Origin of the sequence: Caballeronia sp. S22 (assembly GCF_964261745.1) — a bacterium.
Taxonomy (GTDB): domain Bacteria; phylum Pseudomonadota; class Gammaproteobacteria; order Burkholderiales; family Burkholderiaceae; genus Caballeronia; species Caballeronia jiangsuensis.
The window spans coordinates 165,703-185,184 of the sequence record NZ_OZ180035.1 but is presented as its reverse complement, the minus strand read 5'-3'; the positions used below and the strand labels follow the sequence as shown (position 1 = coordinate 185,184).

At 61.2% G+C, this 19,482-nt stretch carries 17 protein-coding genes; 1 reads left to right on the top strand and 16 read right to left on the bottom strand.

The window, feature by feature from the left end:
* Positions 1 to 41 precede the first annotated feature (41 nt).
* The 10 genes from ACEN42_RS00855 to ACEN42_RS00810 all read right to left on the bottom strand — a co-directional run bounded on the left by ACEN42_RS00855 (position 42) and on the right by ACEN42_RS00810 (position 12,050).
* Positions 42 to 1,178, bottom strand: a complete 1,137-nt coding sequence (locus ACEN42_RS00855; RefSeq protein ID WP_371880423.1) for an SLC13 family permease — start codon at positions 1,176 to 1,178, stop codon at positions 42 to 44.
* 12 nt (positions 1,179 to 1,190) lie between these two features.
* Positions 1,191 to 2,093, bottom strand: a complete 903-nt coding sequence (locus ACEN42_RS00850; RefSeq protein ID WP_371880422.1) for a ParB/RepB/Spo0J family partition protein — start codon at positions 2,091 to 2,093, stop codon at positions 1,191 to 1,193.
* Positions 2,094 to 2,139: 46 nt separating this feature from the next.
* Positions 2,140 to 2,919, bottom strand: a complete 780-nt coding sequence (locus tag ACEN42_RS00845; RefSeq protein ID WP_238209372.1) for a ParA family protein — start codon at positions 2,917 to 2,919, stop codon at positions 2,140 to 2,142.
* Between the two features lie 80 nt (positions 2,920 to 2,999).
* Positions 3,000 to 3,665 (bottom strand): 16S rRNA (guanine(527)-N(7))-methyltransferase RsmG, encoded by a 666-nt coding sequence (rsmG, locus tag ACEN42_RS00840; protein WP_371880421.1) that lies wholly within the window; start codon positions 3,663 to 3,665, stop codon positions 3,000 to 3,002.
* A complete protein-coding gene (gene mnmG, locus ACEN42_RS00835; protein ID WP_371880420.1) occupies positions 3,662 to 5,626 on the bottom strand; it encodes a tRNA uridine-5-carboxymethylaminomethyl(34) synthesis enzyme MnmG in 1,965 nt (654 codons plus the stop codon). The genes rsmG and mnmG overlap by 4 nt, the downstream gene beginning before the upstream one ends.
* Positions 5,627 to 5,784: 158 nt before the next feature.
* On the bottom strand, positions 5,785 to 6,552 hold the full coding sequence (locus ACEN42_RS00830; RefSeq protein ID WP_238209375.1) for an ABC transporter ATP-binding protein: 768 nt from the start codon (positions 6,550 to 6,552) through the stop codon (positions 5,785 to 5,787).
* A complete protein-coding gene (locus ACEN42_RS00825; RefSeq protein WP_371880419.1) occupies positions 6,552 to 8,324 on the bottom strand; it encodes an ABC transporter permease subunit in 1,773 nt (590 codons plus the stop codon). Before ACEN42_RS00825 ends, ACEN42_RS00830 begins: the two co-directional genes overlap by 1 nt.
* A gap of 4 nt (positions 8,325 to 8,328) precedes the next feature.
* On the bottom strand, positions 8,329 to 9,384 hold the full coding sequence (locus ACEN42_RS00820; RefSeq protein WP_035499368.1) for a branched-chain amino acid ABC transporter permease: 1,056 nt from the start codon (positions 9,382 to 9,384) through the stop codon (positions 8,329 to 8,331).
* 146 nt (positions 9,385 to 9,530) lie between these two features.
* The gene (locus tag ACEN42_RS00815) at positions 9,531 to 10,703 is read right to left on the bottom strand and encodes an ABC transporter substrate-binding protein (protein ID WP_250482789.1); all 1,173 of its coding nucleotides are present in this window, start codon (positions 10,701 to 10,703) and stop codon (positions 9,531 to 9,533) included.
* Between the two features lie 276 nt (positions 10,704 to 10,979).
* Positions 10,980 to 12,050 (bottom strand): ABC transporter substrate-binding protein, encoded by a 1,071-nt coding sequence (locus ACEN42_RS00810; RefSeq protein WP_371881138.1) that lies wholly within the window; start codon positions 12,048 to 12,050, stop codon positions 10,980 to 10,982.
* On the opposite strand from ACEN42_RS00810, the gene ACEN42_RS00805 reads away from it, so the two are divergent.
* A complete protein-coding gene (locus ACEN42_RS00805; RefSeq protein ID WP_371881139.1) occupies positions 11,947 to 12,234 on the top strand; it encodes a hypothetical protein in 288 nt (95 codons plus the stop codon). The genes ACEN42_RS00810 and ACEN42_RS00805 overlap by 104 nt on opposite strands.
* A gap of 398 nt (positions 12,235 to 12,632) precedes the next feature.
* Here ACEN42_RS00805 and ACEN42_RS00800 read toward each other — a convergent pair whose 3' ends face one another.
* The 6 genes from ACEN42_RS00800 to ACEN42_RS00775 all read right to left on the bottom strand — a co-directional run bounded on the left by ACEN42_RS00800 (position 12,633) and on the right by ACEN42_RS00775 (position 19,464).
* The gene (locus ACEN42_RS00800; protein WP_238210491.1) at positions 12,633 to 13,604 is read right to left on the bottom strand and encodes a branched-chain amino acid ABC transporter permease; all 972 of its coding nucleotides are present in this window, start codon (positions 13,602 to 13,604) and stop codon (positions 12,633 to 12,635) included.
* Positions 13,604 to 14,488: a branched-chain amino acid ABC transporter permease gene (locus tag ACEN42_RS00795; RefSeq protein ID WP_035499373.1), complete on the bottom strand. Its 885-nt coding sequence runs from the start codon at positions 14,486 to 14,488 to the stop codon at positions 13,604 to 13,606. The genes ACEN42_RS00800 and ACEN42_RS00795 overlap by 1 nt, the downstream gene beginning before the upstream one ends.
* 93 nt (positions 14,489 to 14,581) lie before the next feature.
* Positions 14,582 to 15,802 (bottom strand): ABC transporter substrate-binding protein, encoded by a 1,221-nt coding sequence (locus ACEN42_RS00790; protein ID WP_035499375.1) that lies wholly within the window; start codon positions 15,800 to 15,802, stop codon positions 14,582 to 14,584.
* Between the two features lie 74 nt (positions 15,803 to 15,876).
* Positions 15,877 to 16,638, bottom strand: coding sequence for an ABC transporter ATP-binding protein (locus ACEN42_RS00785; protein ID WP_035499377.1), 762 nt, complete (start codon positions 16,636 to 16,638; stop codon positions 15,877 to 15,879).
* Complete coding sequence (locus tag ACEN42_RS00780) at positions 16,635 to 17,414, bottom strand: ABC transporter ATP-binding protein (protein WP_035499379.1); 780 nt, start codon at positions 17,412 to 17,414, stop codon at positions 16,635 to 16,637. Before ACEN42_RS00780 ends, ACEN42_RS00785 begins: the two co-directional genes overlap by 4 nt.
* Before the next feature lie 373 nt (positions 17,415 to 17,787).
* On the bottom strand, positions 17,788 to 19,464 hold the full coding sequence (locus ACEN42_RS00775; RefSeq protein WP_371880418.1) for a GMC family oxidoreductase: 1,677 nt from the start codon (positions 19,462 to 19,464) through the stop codon (positions 17,788 to 17,790).
* Positions 19,465 to 19,482 lie beyond the last annotated feature (18 nt).

Below are 19,482 nucleotides of genomic sequence, written 5' to 3'. Positions count from 1 at the left end.
GCAAGGAGATTCTCATTCGATGGCAGAGCCTTCGGCGAGCGTCAAATGAGCGCCCAACCGATGACCATTGCCACGATCCAGAATGGTATCGACACCATGTGAAACGGCATCCACATACCCTTTTCACCGGACAATCGCACGGCGATGAGATTGGCCAGCGAGCCGATTGCCACGCCGAATCCACCGACACTGACACCGAATGCGAGCGCGCGCCAGTCCTTCGTGAATTCCGCGAGCACGATGGCCGCGGGCACGTTGCTGATCGCTTGCGAGAGCACGGCGCCGGCCGCATACGCGCGCGCTGGCGTCGCGATTCCAACCTGAGCGATGGCTGCGTGAATCGACGGCAACGCGGCCGCGCTACGCAGCACGATGAACATCATCACGAAGATGAGCAGCAACAGCCAGTCGATCCTGAACACGATCTCGCGACGCCACAGCAGGAGGACGACCGCGAGCGCGGCAAGCGCCGGGCCGACATGATGCGCATCGGCGAGCGCCACGAATATAGCGAATGCAAGCACACTCACGCTGCACAACACGCGATCGACGCGGTGCTCTTCGACATCGCCGGATAGATCGAGCGGTTTCGCACGGAACATCGCGAACGTGACGATGCCAAGCAGCGCCATCAACGCGGCGCATAGCGGCAGCATCGCCCACACGAACGCGGGGAACCCGACGCCGCCCGTCTGCCATAGAAAGAGGTTCTGCGGGTTGCCAAGGGGCGTGAGAATCGAACCTGCGTTGACCGAGAGCGCGATCACGATGACGAGCCGCTTGATCGGCAGCGGTGCGAGCTTGTGCAGCGACAATGTGAGCGGCACGACGGCAAAGAGCGCGACGTCGTTGGTCAGCACGGTCGAAAGTCCCGCAGCAAGCGCCACGAGCAGCAGCGCCAGAGTCCGCTCGCCATGAATGTGATGCACGAGCCGATGCGCCGCCCACATCAGGAATCCTGATAATTCGATCGCCTTCGTCAGGATCAGGAGGCCGGCGAGCGTGAGCACCGTCTGCCAGTCGACGAGACCTGGCAGCGACATCCACGGACGCGTATGCGCGATCTGCAGCGCGAGCAGCGCGAAGATGAGAATCGCGAGAACCGGCTCTTTCGAGACGGTCCTCCAGACAAGCGCGAGGAAGTCAGAACGCGTGCGCTTCGCGTTGAATTCGGACAAGATCCGTGCGAATCAGTTGGCGGGAGTCGGCGCTTCGATACTGCCGCGCAACTTGGTGAGGATGCCTTCGAGCGAGTCCAGATTGCCGAAATCGATCGTAACCTTGCCGCGCCCTCTTCCGCCCAATTTGATCTTCACGTTCGCGGAAAGCAGATCCGACAGCTCTTCTTCGAGGCGACGCGTATCACGTCCGCCGTCGTTTGCGGCGCGTGCTTTTGTCGCAGGCGCTTCCTTGGTCGTCGCCGCCACCAGGCGTTCGGTTTCACGAACCGACAAGCGGCGATTGACGACGTGATTGGCAAGCTGGATCTGCGTCGCCGCATCGACCGCGAGCAGCGCGCGCGCGTGGCCCATGTCGAGATCGCCGGCGAGGAGCATGGTTTGAACTGGCGACGCGAGGTTCAGCAAACGCAGCAGATTCGATACCGCGCTGCGCGAACGCCCGACCGCTTCGGCCGCCTGTTCGTGAGTAAAACGGAATTCGTCGAGCAGACGCTGGATGCCCTGCGCCTCTTCCAGCGGATTGAGATCCTCACGCTGAATGTTTTCGATCAGCGCCATCGCGGCGGCGGCCTGATCTGGCACGTTTTTCACGAGCACCGGAACTTCGTCGAGTCCCGCAAGGCGCGCGGCACGGAAACGTCGCTCGCCCGCGATGATTTCATAGCGATCGTCGCCGATGGAGCGCACGAGAATCGGCTGCATCAGGCCCTGCGCGCGAATGCTCGCCGCGAGTTCCTGGAGCGCGCCCTCGTCCATCCGCGTGCGCGGCTGGTACTTGCCGGCCTGCATCTTATCGAGCGGCAACACCGAGGGCGCGCCCTCGCCGCGCACGGCTTCCGTAATGTCGACGCTGCCGCCGAGCAATGCATCCAGGCCTCGGCCTAGACCTTTCTTCTTCATCACAGCGCTCATTTCGGTTCCTCCGTCAGCGTTCTCTGTCGCATCGAATGGGTTTTGCTTAGTTGACGTTGAGCGCACGCACACGCTCGATCATTTCCGTGCCGAACTGGATATACGCCTGCGCGCCGCGCGACGACTTGTCGAAAACGACGCCAGGCAGTCCGTAGCTCGGCGCTTCGGCAAGGCGCACATTGCGCGGGATCACAACGTCGAACAACTTGCTGCCAAAGTGTTCCTTCAATTGGTCCGACACTTGCTGTTGCAGCGTAATTCGGGGATCGAACATCACGCGCAGCAGGCCGATGACCTTGAGATCGCGATTCAGATTCGCGTGCACTTGCTTGATGGTGTTCACGAGGTCCGACAACCCTTCCAGTGCGAAATATTCACACTGCATGGGGATCACGACACCGTGGGCAGCGCACAGCGCGTTGAGGGTCAGCAGCGAGAGTGCCGGGGGGCAATCGATCAGTACAAAGTCATAGTCATCGACTACCTCGGCGATCGCCGCCCGAAGGATACCCTCGCGATTCTCCATCTGCACGAGTTCTACTTCGGCGCCCGCCAGCTCGCGGTTTGCGGGCAGTACGTCGTAGCCGACGGCCTCCGGGCGCGTCCGCGCCTCGCGTAGCGTGACGCCATCGACGAGCACCTCATAGACAGTGTTCTCGCATGCGGCCTTGTTGATGCCGCTGCCCATGGTCGCGTTGCCCTGCGGGTCGAGGTCGATCAGCAACACGCGCTGGTCGAGCCCTGCGAGGCTGGCCGCGAGATTGACCGCTGTCGTGGTCTTTCCAACGCCGCCCTTCTGATTTGCGACGCAGAAGATTTTTGCCATCGTTTAGTGTCCTCGTTTTTCGCTGTCAGAAGATCAGCGTGCCTGGCTGGAATGCTGGATGGAACCTGTACGACGGACCGTCAACCTGGCTCGACGGCAATCTCGACGAGGTGCCGCTCCGCGTCGAGCATCGGAACGTTCAGTCGCTCGATGCCGAGCACTGTTGCGCCCGCCGGCACACACGCGGCTTCGGCTTCGGGCCTGACGCCCTTCATCGCCAGAATTCGCCCATTGTCGGCAACCAGGTGACGCGCAAGTGTAACGAAATCGGAGAGCTCTGCGAATGCGCGCGACACGATTAAATCGAATTTTCCTGGGACTTCGACTCCCGGACGTAAACTTTCGACGCGGCCAGTCACAACCGACAGATTGTTCAGACCCAATTGCACCTTTGCCTGCGACTGAAACGCGGTTTTCTTATGAACGATGTCGTTGAGCGTGACGCGCAGTTCCGGCAGCGCGACCGCCAGTACGATGCCAGGTAACCCGCCTCCGGAGCCGACATCCAGCGCTGTGGCAGGCTTGCGCACGGACACTGCCGGAACGATCGCGAGCGAATCCAGGATGTGCTGAATCAGCATCTGCTGCGGATCGCGGATCGCCGTCAGGTTGTAGACGGAATTCCACTTGCCGAGCAGTGCGACGTAATCGAGAAGCTTCTGAATTTGCGAGGGCGACAGCGCAATATCGAGTTCGGCGACGCCCTTCTCGAGCGTCGTCGCCAAGGATGGATTGCGCTCCGTCATTGAACCGCCGTCGGGTTATCGGTGATTGAATCGTCGCCGGCCGCATTGCGACCACGCCGGCCAGCGCCGCGCTTCAGATGGACCATAAGAAGCGAGATCGCAGCCGGCGTGATGCCCGAGATACGCGAAGCCTGCCCGATCGTCTCCGGGCGATGCTGAATCAGCTTCTGGCGGGCCTCGAAGGACAAACCTCGGACTTCGTTATAGTCGAGAGCTTCCGGCAGGCGCGTATTTTCCTGCGCTCCATTCCGCACGATTTCGTCCGCCTGACGATCGATGTAGCCCTGATACTTCACACCGATTTCGATTTGCTCCTTGATCTGAGCGAGAAGAACCGGGTCATCTGAAAGTGATGTCTCGGGACCGCAGGCACCATCACGCAGCGAGCAGATTCCGTCGTAAGAAACGCCAGGCCGTCGCAGAAGATCGGCAAGACTGTATTCGTGATCGATCGGCTTACCCAGCAACACGGTCGCCTCTTCCGCCGGAAGCGTCTTCGGATTGACCCACGTAGAACGAAGGCGTTGTGTTTCACGTGAAACAGCATCGCGCTTGCGGCTGAAGGCGTCCCAGCGGACGTCATTGACGACACCCAACTCGCGCCCGATCTCCGTCAGACGCATATCCGCGTTGTCTTCGCGCAGCGACAGGCGGTACTCGGCGCGACTCGTGAACATCCGATACGGCTCTGACACACCACGCGTGACGAGATCATCGACTAGAACGCCGAGATACGCCTGATCGCGGCGCGGCGACCACGCTTCTTTCCCTTGAACCTGCAAACCGGCGTTGATGCCCGCCAGCAAGCCCTGAGCGGCAGCCTCTTCGTAGCCAGTCGTCCCGTTGATCTGCCCGGCAAAGAACAGCCCGTTGATCGCCTTCGTTTCGAGCGAAGCCTTCAGCGCGCGCGGATCGAAGTAGTCATATTCGATCGCGTAGCCAGGTCGCAGGATGTGCGCATGCTCAAGGCCGCGCATCGAGCGAACGAGTTCGAGCTGGACGTCAAAAGGCAGACTGGTGGAAATGCCGTTCGGATAGAACTCATTCGTGGTCAACCCTTCCGGCTCCAGAAAGATCTGGTGCGCGTCCTTCGAAGCAAAACGATGAATCTTGTCTTCGATAGACGGGCAATATCGCGGCCCGACGCCTTCGATCACGCCTGTGTACATCGGCGAACGATCGAGTCCGGAGCGGATGATGTCGTGCGTCTGGGCGTTCGTATGCGTAACCCAGCAAGGCAGTTGACGCGGATGCTGCTCCACGCGCCCAAGGAACGAGAACACTGGGATCGGATCGAGATCGCCCGGCTGCTCTTCGAGCTTGGAGAAATCGATCGTCCGGCCATCGATTCGCGGAGGCGTGCCCGTCTTGAGACGGCCTTGGGGCAGCTTTAGCTCCTTGAGCCGCGCCGAAAGCGATACTGCGGCAGGATCGCCCGCCCGGCCACCGACGTAGTTATTCAGTCCGACGTGAATTTTCCCGTCGAGGAAGGTGCCAGCAGTCAGCACGACCGCGCGGCCTCGAAAACGAAGCCCAACCTGCGTCACCGCGCCGACAACTCGATCGCCTTCGACCATCAAATCGTCGACGGCCTGCTGAAACAGCCACAAATTGGGCTGATTTTCGAGTCGATGTCGGATTGCCTGCTTGTACAGCAGACGATCGGCCTGCGCGCGCGTTGCCCGCACAGCCGGCCCCTTCGACGAGTTGAGAATGCGGAACTGAATCCCCGATTCGTCCGTCGCCGCTGCCATTGCCCCGCCGAGCGCGTCGACTTCCTTGACAAGATGGCCCTTACCGATCCCGCCGATCGACGGATTGCAGCTCATCTGACCCAACGTCTCGATATTGTGGGTCAAAAGAAGGGTCTTACAGCCCATACGTGCAGAGGCGAGCGCCGCCTCTGTGCCTGCGTGACCGCCGCCAACGACGATCACATCAAATTCTGTGGGATAAAGCATTGGGATATCGTGTGCGAACGACACGAACCTGGGAGAGAGAATAACTCTGAATTATAACGGCTTCTTCTCTGCCTCGAATTCGACCGATCGGCCGAGGACGAAAAAAAAGGCGTGTTTCACGTGAAACACGCCTTTTGATGGCACTTCAGCCGTCGTGCTTACGCGACTTTCTTCGTCAAACCGAGATAGGTTTCGATGACTTGTGGATTGTGTTGGAGCGCGTCTGCGTTTCCTTCCAGCGCGAACTCACCCGTCTCAAGCACGTAGCCATAATCGGAAATCTGCAAGGCAGCGCGTGCGTTTTGCTCGATCAACAGCGTTGCAACGCCCGTCTGACGAAGCGCGCTGATGATGTGAAAAATCTCTTTCACGATTAACGGTGCAAGTCCGAGGCTCGGCTCATCGAGCATCAGCAGTTGCGGCTTGCCCATCAACGCACGGCCCACTGCCAGCATTTGCCTCTCCCCGCCCGACAACGTCCCAGCCGCCTGTTTCCTCCGTTCCTTCAGCCGCGGAAAAAGCTCGAACACGTGATCGAGTTGGTCGAGAAAATTACGCTCGCCCGCCCGCTTGCGTCGATATGCACCGAGCACCAGATTGTCTTCAACCGTCATCGTCGCGAACAATTCGCGCTTTTCCGGCACCAGACACATTCCACGTGAAACGCGACGTTCAATCGCCAGCGCGGATACATCTTCAGCGAGATATCGCACGACGCCCTTGGCATGCCCCGTTTGCGGCAACGCGCCCATGATCGCGTTGAGGAGCGTCGATTTACCTGCGCCGTTCGGCCCGATGACCGAAACGATTTGCCCTGGCCCGACGGTAAGCTTGCCATCGTGCAACGCTTCGACCTTGCCATAGCGCACCGACAAGCCGTCGACCTGCAAAATCGGATTCTCGGCCGTATTCGATTCCTTTGCCATCACTCCACCCCGCCCAGATACGCTTCGAGAACCGCCGGATCTTTTTGGACTTCGGTTGGCAAGCCCTCCGCGATCTTCGTCCCGAACTCCATTACGACGAGCCGATCGGTCAAATTCATTACGAAATCCATGTCGTGTTCGACCAGCAGAATGCTCATCCCTTCAGCGCGCAGCTTCCGCAGCAACTCGGCCAATTGCAACTTTTCTTGATAACGCAGACCCGCCGCCGGTTCGTCGAGCAAGAGAAGAGTCGGGTCGCAGCACAACGCCCGGGCGATTTCTAGAATCCGCTGTTGGCCAAGTGCCAGACTGCCGGCCTCGCTATAGATATGCTTCTCTAGACCCACACGCTTGATCTGCTTCGCAGCTTCGGACATCAAGCGCGCTTCCTCGGCAGCATTCAATCGCACGACACTGCGCCAGACGCCAGTGTTGCCGCGCAAATGCGCACCGATTGCGACGTTCTCCAGCACCGTCATCCCCGGAAGCATCTTGACGTGCTGGAACGTCCGGCCAATTCCGCGTTTGACGATTTCACGTGAAGTGAGCTTTTCGATGCGCTCCCCGTGAAAACTGATCGCTCCGCTCGTGGCCTGAAGCACGCCCGTCACGAGATTGAAGGTCGTGGATTTTCCCGCACCATTCGGGCCGATCAACCCGATGATCTCACCCGCCTTTACTTCGAAGCTCACATCGTTGACCGCGACGAGTCCGCCGAACTGCTTGCGCGCTTTTTCCACCACCAGCAAGCGCTCGCCCGCGTTCGGCTTGCTGCGCTGCGGCAAAACATCGCCGTGATCCGGGACGTGCGCACGCGGCCCGCGCGGGAAAAGGCGAGCCACGAACGGCCAGACGCCCTGCCGCGCGTATTGCAGCAGCAACACCATCACGACACCGAAAACGATAATCTCAAAATTGCCGTTCGCGCCGAGCAGCTTGGGCAGAAGCGTCTGAAGATAGTCCTGAAGAACGGTGAGGATCGTCGCGCCCAGAATCGCACCCCACACATGCGAGACACCGCCGACCACCGCCATGAAGAGAAACTCGATGCCGTGATTCAGTCCGAACGGCGTCGGATTCACGGCACGCTGTAAATGGGCGTACAGGAAGCCGGAAATAGCCGCGAGAACCGCTGCATAGACGAAGATGACGACACGCATCCAGGCGGTGTTGATGCCCATTGCTTCGGCCATCGTGCCCCCGCCCCGCAGTGCGCGGATCGCCCGCCCCGGACGACTATTAAGCAAATTCTGAACAGAAATCACCGCGAGCAATACCACGACCCAGATCAGGTAATAGATGCTGCGGCCCGATTCGAGCTCCCAGCCGAACACGTTGAGCACGGGAATGCCGTTGATGCCGTCGTACTTGCCCAGCAGTTCCATGTTGCCGAACAGGTAGAACAACGACAGCCCCCACGCGATCGTCCCGAGCGGAAGGAAATGCCCGGAGAGGCGCATCGTGATGAGGCCGAGCAACAGCGCGATGAACGCCGTCAGCACGACGCCTGCGATCAGCGCGAGCCACGGCGAGACACCGTATCGCGTCGTCAGGAAGGCCGTCGCATACGCACCTACGCCGACGAACGCAGCCTGCCCGAAGCTCGTCATCCCGCCGATGCCGGTCAGCAGTACGAGTCCGATCGCGACGATCGAATACAGGCCGATGTAGTTCAGCAGCGTGATCCAGTACTCGGGCACGGCGATCGGTCGAGGCAGGATCGGCAGAGCGAAGACGATCAACAAAAAGATCCAAAAAGAACGGAATTTCATCGGCTTACTCCTCGTCTTCATCCGAATGCGGGCTTGCCAGGCTGCGCCATAGCAAAACCGGAATAATCAAGGTGAAGACGATCACCTCCTTGTACGCGCTCGCCCAGAACGACGAATACGATTCGAGCAGACCCACCAGCAGCGAGCCTGCAGCCGCGAGCGGATAGCTCACGAGACCGCCGACGATGGCGCCGACGAAGCCCTTCAGGCCGATCAGAAAGCCGGAGTCGTAGTAAATGGTCGTGATCGGCGCCACGAGCACGCCGCACAGTGCGCCCAGGCCAGCCGCGAGCGTGAACGCGAGGCGGCCTGCCTGTGTCGTGCCGATGCCCACGAGCCGCGCGCCCAGCCGGTTCACCGACGTCGCGCGCAAGGCCTTCCCGGAGATGGACCGATCGAAGTAGAAATACAGCGCGGCGATTAACACCACCGCCGTGCCGACGACCCACAAACTCTGCCCGGAAATCGACACGCTGCCGAGATTGAACGTGGCGTCCGAAAACGCCGTCGTGCGCGAGCCTTCCGCGCCGAACATCACGAGTCCGAGGCCGACCATCGCGAAGTGCACCGCCACCGCCACGATCAGCAGCAACAGCGTGCTCGCCTCCGCGATCGGCTCATACGCGAGGCGATAGACGAACGGTCCCATCGGCACGACGATCAGAAGCGTCAGCGCGATCTGCACGATCATCGGCAGAGGCTGTGCGAAGGCTGCCTGCGTGATTCCCCAGACCGCGACGGGAAACAGCAGATACTTGCCCGCCAGCACGGCAAGCAGGCGTCCGATCTGGTGATATCGTGCAGGATGCCGAACGATACCAGCGAGTTCCGCGACAAAGCAGCCGACGCCCATCGCGATGAGCAGATAGCAGGTCGCGGGCAGCTTCTGCGTTTGAAGCGCGGCCAGCGTGAGCGCGCCATACGCGACGAACTCGCCCTGCGGAATGAAAATGACGCGTGTCACTGAGAACACGAGCACCAGAGCGAGCGCGAGCAAGGCGTAGATCGCGCCCGTGGTGATCCCGTCCTGCGCGAGGATCGCCGCAATCGATAAGTCCATACTTCCTCTTCAAAGCTTCTTTTGAAACAGGCGCCTCAATAACAGCCGCCGGAACATGGTCAAAGCGGCGCGCCGTTGCCGGTGCGCCGCTCGTTCATCTCAAAATCAAGAAACAAGAACGCGCGATGAAGCGCGTCCTCTGACGCTCAGTCGTTCAGCAATTTCCACTTGCCGTCGACGATCTGCACCATCACGCGCGCGCGATTGTCGAAGCCGTTGTGATCGGTCGGCGTCATGTTCATGATGCCGTGCGACACCGGCAGATCCTTCAGGTTTTCCAGCGCCGCGCGCAGCGCTTCGCGGAATTCCGGCGTGCCCGGCTGGCCCTTCTTCAGCGCCTCGGGAATCGCGCGCTGGAGCATCTGGCCCGCATCCCATGCATGTCCGCCGAAGGTCGACAGCGAGCCCGCGCCGTACGCCTTCTCATACGCTTCCTTGTAGGCGGCCGAAGACTTCTTCACCGGATTGCCGTCCGGCAACTGCTCGGTCACGAGCACCGGACCCGCGGGCAGAATCTCGCCCTCGCAGTCCTTGCCGCAGACGCGCAGGAAGTCGTTGTTGGCGACGCCGTGCGTCTGATAGACCTTGCCCTTGTAGCCGCGCTCCTTCAGCGCCTTCGCCGGCAGCGCGGACGGCGTGCCCGCGCCCGCGATCAGCACCGCGTCCGGGTTCGCGCCCATCGTCTTCAGGACCTGGCCGGTGACGGACGTGTCCGTGCGGTTATAGCGCTCGTTCGTGACGATCTTCAGCTTGTGCGCCGCCGCCGCCGTGTTGAACACGTTGTACCAGCCGTCGCCGTAGGCATCCGCGAAGCCGATGAAGCCCACCGTCTTCACGCCGTGCTTCTCCATGTAGCTCGCGATTGCATCGGCCATCAGCGCGTCGTTTTGCGGCGTCTTGAAGACCCACGCCTTCTTCGCGTCCATCGGCGCGATGATCGCTGCGGACGCGGCCATCGAGATCATCGGCGTTTTGCCGGCGGCGGCCGCATCGATCATCGCGAGCGAGTTCGGCGTCACGGTCGAGCCGACGATCGCATCGACGTGATCTTCATCGATCAGCTTGCGCGTGTTCTGCACGGCGCGGCTCGTGTCGGAACCGTCATCGAGCACGATGTATTCGACCGATTTCCCGCCGATTTCCTTCGGCAGCAGCGCGACGGTATTTTTCTCGGGAATCCCGAGCGATGCGGCCGGTCCCGTCGCCGAGAGCGTCACGCCGATCTTCACCTGAGCGAACGCCGCGCCCGATCCTGCCAGCACGCTGCCCGCGATGGCGAGCGCGATGCCCGTCCTGATCCATGCCTTCTTCGTTTTCATTGCTTGTCTCCAAACGCGACTTGCGGTTCACGCACCCCTGCGGTGCGCTGCTGCGAGTTGTTATCGATGCTGCTTCCCTGGGCTAACCAAAGAGCCGCCCCAATCTATTTACCGCGTTACTGCGTGCCAAGGCTGGTTTTCCCTGACCGTTGCGCCGTTGCGATCGAGGCTTCGCGCCCTCTTCTTCGCTTCGGGTTCCTCTGCACGGCACAGAAAAAAAGGCGCGTTGTGTTGCTAACGCGCCTTTGTTCTCCGAATCGTTCACATGCGAATGCGTCAGTTGCCCGAGAGCTTCCACTTGCCGCCGACGATCTCCACCATCACGCGCGCGCGCTGGTCCAGTCCGGAGTGATCGTTGGGGCTCATGTTGAAGATGCCGTGCGATGCAGGCAGATTCTTCGTCACTTCGATAGCCGCGCGCAACGCTTCGCGGAACGCCGGCGTGCCCGGCTGGCCCTTCTTCAATGCGACGGGAATCGCGCGCTGCAGAATGAGGCCCGCGTCCCACGCGTGACCGCCGAACGTCGACACGGAACCCGCGCCGTATGCGCCTTCGTAGGCCTTCTTGTACGTGAGCGCGGCCTGCTTCACGGGATTGCTGTTGGGCAACTGCTCCGCGACGAGCAACGGGCCCGCGGGCAGGAACGTGCCTTCGCAATCCTTGCCGCACACGCGCAGGAAGTCGTTATTGGCGACGCCGTGCGTCTGATAGATCTTGCCCTTGTAGCCGCGCTCCTTGAGCGTCTTCTGCGGCAGCGCGGCCGGCGTGCCCGCGCCCGCGATCAGCACCGCGTCGGCGTTTTGCGACATCATCTTGAGCACCTGACCCGTCACCGACGCATCGTTGCGCGCAAAGCGTTCGTTCGCGACGATCTTCAGCTTCGCCAGATCGGCGGCCTTCGAGAATTCCTTGAACCAGCTCTCGCCGTAAGCGTCGGAAAAGCCGATGAACGCGACCGTCTTCACGCCGTGATTCGACATGTGTTGCGCGATCGCGGTGGCCATCAGAATGTCGTTCTGCGGCGTCTTGAAGACCCACGCGCGCTTGCTGTCCATCGGTTCGACGATGCTCGCGGCCGCCGCCATCGAAATCATCGGCGTGTGCGTTTCGGAGGCGATGTCGATCATCGCGAGCGAATTCGGAACGACCGTCGAACCGACGAGCGCGTCGACGTGATCTTCGCTCGTCAGCTTGCGCGCGTTCTTCACGGCCTGGGTGGAATCGGTGGCGTCGTCGAGAACGATGTATTCCACCTTCTGCCCGCCGATTTCCTTCGGCAACAATGCGACGGTGCTCTTTTCCGGAATGCCGAGCGAAGCCGCCGGGCCCGTCGCCGAGACCGTCACGCCGATTTTCACGTCCGCCAAAACGGGATTGCTGAATGCCGCCGAGAAACTAATGGAAACTGCCGCGACGGCCATTGCGACCGTCTTGCCGCGTAAAGCCAACTTCATTGATTTGCGCCCCGTAAATCAGTTTTCTGCGTGGAGAATTGCCTGCGAATATGCCGCTGATTCGCGCCCGTCGTGAATTACCGACCATCGGGTCGGGAAATGCAGTTTAGCGGACGAAACCACCGCGCAGCAAGCGTTTTGAAGGGTTTAGCGTGCGCTGGAACCCCGGGAAAACCCGCGTTAAATCAATCGCGGGATTTTATTCGTATTATCGATGGGGAATAAAAAAAGCGCTGTTGGAATCATCCAACAGCGCTTTTCGGTCGGGCACTTTGTGCCTCATGTCTCCTCGTTCTCCACCTCAAAAAATCTGGGTGCAACAGAACTAGGACGCATATTAAAGAACGCATCAGTATGCGACAACCTAGCATTTACCCTAGTGGTGCATAAAAGCACCTCAAAAGGGCGTATTTCTTGCAATACAGCGGTCTTCTCGCAAGTGCCCGATTCGTTCGTATTTCCAACTAAATCGCGTCAGCCTTGCAGCGGCCGAACCCGCGCGATGATCTCCCCGACGATCCCGCGACGGAACGCCAGCACGCACGCGATGAAGATCAACCCCGTCACGATCGTCACCGATTCGCCGAGCGAATTGAACCACGACACGCCCGTGATCCGCGCAATGCCGCTGCCGATGTCGCCGAGCTTGTCTTCCAGCGCGACGATGATCGCCGCACCGAGCAACGGCCCGAACATCGTGCTCATGCCGCCGACGAGCGTCATCAGCACGACGAGACCGGACATCGTCCAGTAGGCGTCGCCGAGCGTTTCGAAGCCGAGCACGACCGTCTTCATCGCGCCCGCGAAACCCGCAAGACCCGCCGACAGCACGAACGCGAGCAGCTTGTAGCGCGCCGTGTCGTAGCCGAGCGAAATCGCCCGCGGCTCGTTCTCCTTGATCGCGATCAGCACTTGCCCGAACGGCGAATGCACGATGCGCACGATCAGCGCGAACGCGAGCAGCATCACCACGAGCACGACGTAGTAGAGCGTGATGTCGTTGCCCAGATCGAGCACGTTGAAGAGCTTGCCGCGCGGCACGCCTTGCAGACCGTCTTCGCCATGCGTGAACGGCGCCTGCAGGAACACGAAGTACACCATCTGCGCGAGCGCGAGCGTGACCATCGCGAAGTAGATGCCCTGGCGCCGGATCGCGAGCAGTCCGGCGACGAGCCCGAGCAGCGTCGCCGCCGCCGTGCCCGCGATCACGCCGAGCTCCGGCGTGAAGTTCAGCGACTGGATCGCATAGCCGGCGACGTAGCCGGCGGTCGCGAGGAACATCGCGTGCCCGAACGACAGCAGCCCGGTATAGCCGATCAGCAGATTGAACGCCGCCGCGAACAGCGCGAAGCACAGCACCTTCATCATGAACAGCGGATATACGCCGACGAACGGCGCCGCAATCAGGCCGATCAGCAACAGGCCATAGAGCGCTTTTCTCTGCATCATTTTTCCTTGCCGAAGAGTCCTGCCGGGCGAATCATCAACACGATCGCCATGATGACGAAGACGACCGTCGCGGACGCTTCCGGATAGAACACGCGCGTGAACCCCTCGATCACGCCGAGCAGCAGGCCGGTCAGGATCGAGCCCATGATCGAGCCCATCCCGCCGATCACGACGACCGCGAACACGGTGATGATCATCGACTGGCCCATCAGCGGCGACACCTGGATCACGGGCGCCGCCAGCACGCCCGCGAACGCCGCGAGCGCGACACCGAAGCCGTAGGTGAGCGTGATCATCATCGGCACGTTGACGCCGAACGCCTCGACGAGCTTCGGATTCTCCGTGCCCGCGCGCAGATACGCGCCGATGCGCGTCTTTTCGATCACGAACCACGTCGCAAAGCACACGACGAGCGACGCGACGACCACCCACGCGCGATAGTTCGGCAGGAACATGAAGCCGAGATTGGTCGCGCCCTGAAGCAGCGAAGGCACGTCGTACGGCTGCCCCGATGAACCGTAAACCGAGCGGAACACGCCTTCGATCACGAGCGTGAGGCCGAACGTGAGCAGAAGCCCGTAGAGATGATCGAGCTTGTAGAGCCAGCGCAGCATCGAGCGTTCGATGACCACGCCGAACAGGCCGACCACGATGGGCGCGAGCAGGAGCATCGCCCAGTACGGGATGTTGAAGTAGGAATAGCCCATCCACGCGAGCATCGCGCCCAGCATGAAGAGCGCGCCGTGCGCGAAATTGATGACGTTGAGCAGGCCGAAGATCACCGCGAGCCCGAGGCTCAGGATCGCGTAGAACGAGCCGTTCACCAGCCCGAGCAGCAGCTGGCTCATCATTGCGGCGAGCGGAATGCCGAAAATTTCCATTGAACCTGCCGTCAGAAACGTGTTGACGCGGTTGCGACGGCGAGGCGACCCTTCGGCCGCCCGCCGCGCGAACGCTTGCGCGCTACCGAACGCTTACTTCCAGAGCTTGCAGCGCGATTCGGCCTTGGTGCCGAACGCCTGATCGCCCGGAATCGTCGCGGTGATCTTGTAGTAATCCCACGGCTCCTTCGATTCCGACGGCTTCTTCACTTCCATCAGGTACATGTCGTGAATCATCGAGCCGTCTTCGCGGATGTAGCCCTTCGCGTAGAAGTCGTCGATCTTCGCCTTCTTGAGCTGCGCCATGACCTTGTCGCTGTCGGTCGTGCCCGCCGCCTTCACCGCATTCAGGTACGTCGTGACGGCCGAGTAATCCGCCGCCTGCAGGCTGCCCGGCATCTTCTTCATCTTGTCGAAGTAGCGCTTCGCCCAGGCGCGCGTCTTGTCGTCCTTGTTCCAGTACCAGCTATCCGTTGCAACGAGACCTTGCGTGGTTTCGAGGCCGAGGCTGTGGATATCGGCGATGAAGACCAGCAGCGCGGCGATCTTCATCGACTTGGTGATGCCGAATTCCTTCGCGGCCTTGATCGAGTTGATCGTGTCGCCGCCCGCGTTCGCGAGGCCGAGCACCTGCGCCTTCGAGCCCTGCGCCTGCAGCAGGAACGACGAGAAGTCCGACGCCGACAGCGGATGGCGCACTTCGCCGAGCACCTGGCCGCCGTTCGCCTTCACGACATCAGCCGTGTTCTTTTCCAGCGCCTTGCCGAACGCATAGTCGGCCGTCAGGAAGTACCACGACTTGCCGCCCTGCTTCGTCACCGCGGAACCGGTGCCCTTCGCGAGCGCCATGGTGTCGTAGGCGTAGTGAACCGTGTAGGGCGAGCATTGCTCGTTGGTCAGGTTGTCCGCGCCCGCGCCGATGTTGATGTACGGCGTCTTCTTCTCCGCCGCCACCTGCGCGCTCGAAAGCGCCGTCGCCGAGTTCGTGCCGCCGATGATCACGTTCACGCCGTCGCGGTCGATCCACTCGCGCGCACGCGACGCCGCGATGTCCGCCTTGTTCTGGTGATCCGCATACACCAGTTCGATCGGCTTGCCGTTCACCTTGCCGCCGAAGTCCGCGATCGCCATGCGAATCGCTTCGAGTCCGCCTTGTCCGTCGATGTCCGCGTAGAGGCCCGACATGTCGGTGACGAAGCCGATCTTCACCGTGTTGCCGTCGGCGGCATTGGCGCTCGTGCTCATCACCGCCACACTCGCCGCCGCAGCCGCAAAGCACAGAGTAGAGAGGCGCGCGAGGGTCTTCTTTTTCATTCCAGTCTCCAAGAGTTTTGATTTGATGCGGTGTTACTGGTGTTGCCCTTTCCGATGTGCCGCGCCGGGATCGATTACACCCCGAGCAATTCGTGCAGCACCGGCATCTTCGCTTCGAGTTCCCCCGCGCCGAAATGCTCGACGATGTTCCCGTGTTCCATCACGTAAAAGCGATCCGCAAGCGGCGCCGCGAAACGAAAATTCTGTTCGACCATGACGATCGTGTAGCCGCGCGACTTCAGCATGAGGATCATGCGCGCGAGTGTCTGCACGATGACCGGCGCGAGCCCTTCCGAAATTTCATCGAGCAGAAGCAGATTCGCGCCCGTGCGCAGAATGCGCGCGACGGCCAGCATCTGCTGCTCGCCGCCCGAAAGACGCGTGCCCTGGCTCGCGCGGCGCTCCTTCAGGTTCGGGAACATCGAGTAGATCTCGTCGAGCGGCATCGCGTCTTTCGCGTTGCCGATCATCGGCGGCAAAAGAAGGTTTTCCTCGCAGGACAAGCTCGAAAAAATGCCGCGCTCCTCCGGACAATAGCCGACCCCGTAATGCGCGATCTTGTGCGTGGCGAGGCCGATGGTTTCATTGCCGCTCACGCGGATCGAACCCGTCCTGCGCCCGGTCAAACCCATGATGGCGCGCAACGTGGTCGTGCGGCCCGCGCCGTTGCGGCCGAGCAGCGTGACCACTTCGCCGCGGTTCACCTTGAGGTCCACGCCGTGCAGGATGTGCGACTCCCCGTACCACGCCTGCAGACCCGATATTTCCAGCGCGGGCACATTGCCCGCCGCGCCGTTCGCCTCGCGCGAGCGGCGCTCCTCCACGATCGTACTCATGCATGCGCTCCGGTGAGCGCCGCATCGGCGCTGCCCATGTAGGCTTCCATCACGAGCGGATTCCTCGACACTTCCGCGTAGCTGCCTTCGGCGAGCACTTCGCCGCGCTGAAGCACGGTGATGGTGTCGGAGATGCCCGCGATCACGTTCATGTTGTGCTCGACCATCAGGATGGTGCGCCCCGCCGACACCTTCTTGATCAGCGCCGTCACGCGATCGACGTCCTCGTGACCCATGCCTTGCGTCGGCTCGTCGAGAAGCATCAGTTCGGGCTCCATCGACAACGTGGTCGCGATCTCCAGCGCGCGCTTGCGGCCGTATGACAGCTCGACGGTTTTCGTATCGGCGAAATCAGTGAGGCCGACTTGCGTGAGCAGGTCCATCGCGCGGTCGTTGAGCGCATCGAGAGAACGCTCGCTGCGCCAGAAATGAAACGACGTGCCCAGTTGCCGCTGCAAACCGATGCGCACGTTCTGCAGCACCGTCAGATGCGGAAACACGGCGGAAATCTGGAACGAGCGGATGATCCCGCGCCGCGCGATGTGCGCCGGACGCTCGCGCGTGATGTCCACGCCGTTGAAAACGATCTGTCCCGCGGTGGGTTCGAGGAACTTGGTGAGAAGGTTGAAGCAGGTCGTCTTGCCTGCACCGTTCGGTCCGATCAGCGCATGGATCGAACCGCGGCGAACGCGCAGGTTCACGCCATTCACGGCCGTGAAGCCTTTGAATTCCTTCGTGAGTCCTCGCGTTTCAAGAATGGTGTCGCCGAGAATCATGTCCCCTTCCATGCGAAGTGAAGCGCTGGGCAAATCCGTATTCGCCTGCGCCTTATTTTTTCTTTCCGCGCGCACCCGAACGTTGTCTCCATCCCGGTACTGCTTCGCTTCATGCATCGCTGTTGCGCCCGCACAAAGTGTGCACGAGGTATGACGAGCATCACTAATTCCGGGGCCATTGTCGCGCCAATGATGCAGCGCAATCATTGGGATTTGCACTTACTAACGAATTGCTTGGAGTTTTGGCGCGTGCACGCAATAGGGGCACGGAGAGTGCTTATTCCCTGCGCATATAAGCAATCGTTTGTGCAACGTCATGCGCGCGCCATTCACGCGTCATCCCGACATGTGAAGCGCGCGCGTCACCGATCTGTCATGCGAGCGCCGTCGCGATCACTTCTTCCGCTTCTATGCCGCGCCTGTCCTCGCGGATCATCTGGCTCGCACGCTCGGCGATCATCAGGGTCGGCGAGTTCGTGTTGCCCGATGTGATCGTCGGCATCACCGATGCATCGACCACGCGCAGGCCGCGCACGCCGATCACGCGCAGACGGCTGTCGACGACCGCGGCCGGATCGTTGTCCGTGCCCATGCGACAGGTGCCGACCGGATGGAAGATCGTCGTGCCGACCTTGCCCGCCGCTTCGACGAGTTCTTCCTGCGTCTGATACTGGATGCCTGGAAGAATTTCCTCGGGCCGGTATTGCGCCAGCGCGGGCGCGCTGACGATGCGCCGCGTGAGACGCACCGAATTCGCGGCCACTTCGCGATCGTGATCGGTCGACAGATAATTCGGCGCGATCAGCGGCGCCGCGTGCGCATCCGGCGATTCGATATGCACGCTGCCGCGCGATGTCGGCCGCAGGTTGCACACCGACGCGGTGAACGCGTTGAACGAATGCAGCGGCTCGCCGAAGCGTTCGAGCGACAAAGGCTGAACGTGATATTCGACATCGGCCCGCTTGATCGATGCATCGTCGGGATTGGACTTGGCGAACGCGCCGAGTTGCGACGGCGCCATCGACATCGGTCCGCTTCGCATCAGCGCGTATTGCATGCCGATGAAAAGTTTGCCCCACCAATGCGCCGACAACGTGTTGAGCGTGCGCACACCGTTGACCTTGTACGCCATGCGCAATTGCAAGTGGTCCTGCAGATTTTCGCCGACACCTCGCAGGCTCTTCACGACATCGATACCGAGACGTTGCAGACGCGCGCCGTTGCCGATGCCGGACAGTTCGAGAATCTGCGGCGAGTTCACCGCGCCCGCGCTGAGAATCACTTCGAAACGCGCACGCCCGACGTAATCGATATCGCCGCCGCGATACTCCACGCCGACGCAGCGCGCGCCTTCGAACACGAGGCGTTGCGTATGCGCACCGGTGATCGTCGTGAGATTGGGACGCTTCATCGCTTCGCGCAGGAATGCTTTCGCCGCGTTCCAGCGAATGCCGCCGCGCTGATTCACTTCGAAATATCCGACGCCGGTGTTGTCGCCGCGATTGAAGTCATCCGTCGCGGGAATGCCGCTTTGCTGCGCGGCTTGTGCGAAAGTCTCGAGAACTTTCCACTTCAGGCGCTGCTTCTCGACGCGCCATTCGCCGCCCGCGCCATGCCATGAATTGCCGCCGCCGTGATGATCCTCGCTGCGCATGAAGACGGGCAGCACGGAATCCCACGACCAGCCCGGATCGCCGCTGATGTGCGCCCAGTCGTCGTAGTCCTCGCGCTGGCCGCGCATGTAGATCATGCCGTTGATCGACGAGCATCCGCCGAGCACGCGTCCGCGCGGATACGCGAGCTTGCGGCCGTCGAGGCCCGGTTCCGCCTGCGTCTTGTAGAGCCAGTCCGTGCGCGGATTGCCGATGCAATACAGATAGCCGACCGGAATGTGAATCCAGTGATAGTCGTCCTTGCCGCCTGCTTCGAGCAGCAGCACGTTCACGTTCGGATCTTCGGTGAGGCGATTCGCGAGCACGCATCCGGCCGTGCCCGCCCCGACGACGATGTAGTCGAATTCGCCTTCCAGCTTGCGCGCGTTCTGTTTCATGACGTGTCTCCTGTCGAT

Bases quoted from the DNA above. Each gene is read 5' to 3' on its own strand.
- ACEN42_RS00850 (WP_371880422.1), bottom strand. From the start codon at position 2,093: ATGAGCGCTGTGATGAAGAAGAAAGGTCTAGGCCGAGGCCTGGATGCA.
- ACEN42_RS00845 (WP_238209372.1), bottom strand. From the start codon at position 2,919: ATGGCAAAAATCTTCTGCGTCGCAAATCAGAAGGGCGGCGTTGGAAAG.
- rsmG (WP_371880421.1), bottom strand. From the start codon at position 3,665: ATGACGGAGCGCAATCCATCCTTGGCGACGACGCTCGAGAAGGGCGTC.
- mnmG (WP_371880420.1), bottom strand. From the start codon at position 5,626: ATGCTTTATCCCACAGAATTTGATGTGATCGTCGTTGGCGGCGGTCAC.
- ACEN42_RS00830 (WP_238209375.1), bottom strand. From the start codon at position 6,552: ATGGCAAAGGAATCGAATACGGCCGAGAATCCGATTTTGCAGGTCGAC.
- ACEN42_RS00825 (WP_371880419.1), bottom strand. From the start codon at position 8,324: ATGAAATTCCGTTCTTTTTGGATCTTTTTGTTGATCGTCTTCGCTCTG.
- ACEN42_RS00820 (WP_035499368.1), bottom strand. From the start codon at position 9,384: ATGGACTTATCGATTGCGGCGATCCTCGCGCAGGACGGGATCACCACG.
- ACEN42_RS00815 (WP_250482789.1), bottom strand. From the start codon at position 10,703: ATGAAAACGAAGAAGGCATGGATCAGGACGGGCATCGCGCTCGCCATC.
- ACEN42_RS00805 (WP_371881139.1), top strand. From the start codon at position 11,947: ATGTATTCCACCTTCTGCCCGCCGATTTCCTTCGGCAACAATGCGACG.
- ACEN42_RS00800 (WP_238210491.1), bottom strand. From the start codon at position 13,604: ATGCAGAGAAAAGCGCTCTATGGCCTGTTGCTGATCGGCCTGATTGCG.
- ACEN42_RS00795 (WP_035499373.1), bottom strand. From the start codon at position 14,488: ATGGAAATTTTCGGCATTCCGCTCGCCGCAATGATGAGCCAGCTGCTG.
- ACEN42_RS00790 (WP_035499375.1), bottom strand. From the start codon at position 15,802: ATGAAAAAGAAGACCCTCGCGCGCCTCTCTACTCTGTGCTTTGCGGCT.
- ACEN42_RS00785 (WP_035499377.1), bottom strand. From the start codon at position 16,638: ATGAGTACGATCGTGGAGGAGCGCCGCTCGCGCGAGGCGAACGGCGCG.
- ACEN42_RS00780 (WP_035499379.1), bottom strand. From the start codon at position 17,414: ATGATTCTCGGCGACACCATTCTTGAAACGCGAGGACTCACGAAGGAA.
- ACEN42_RS00775 (WP_371880418.1), bottom strand. From the start codon at position 19,464: ATGAAACAGAACGCGCGCAAGCTGGAAGGCGAATTCGACTACATCGTC.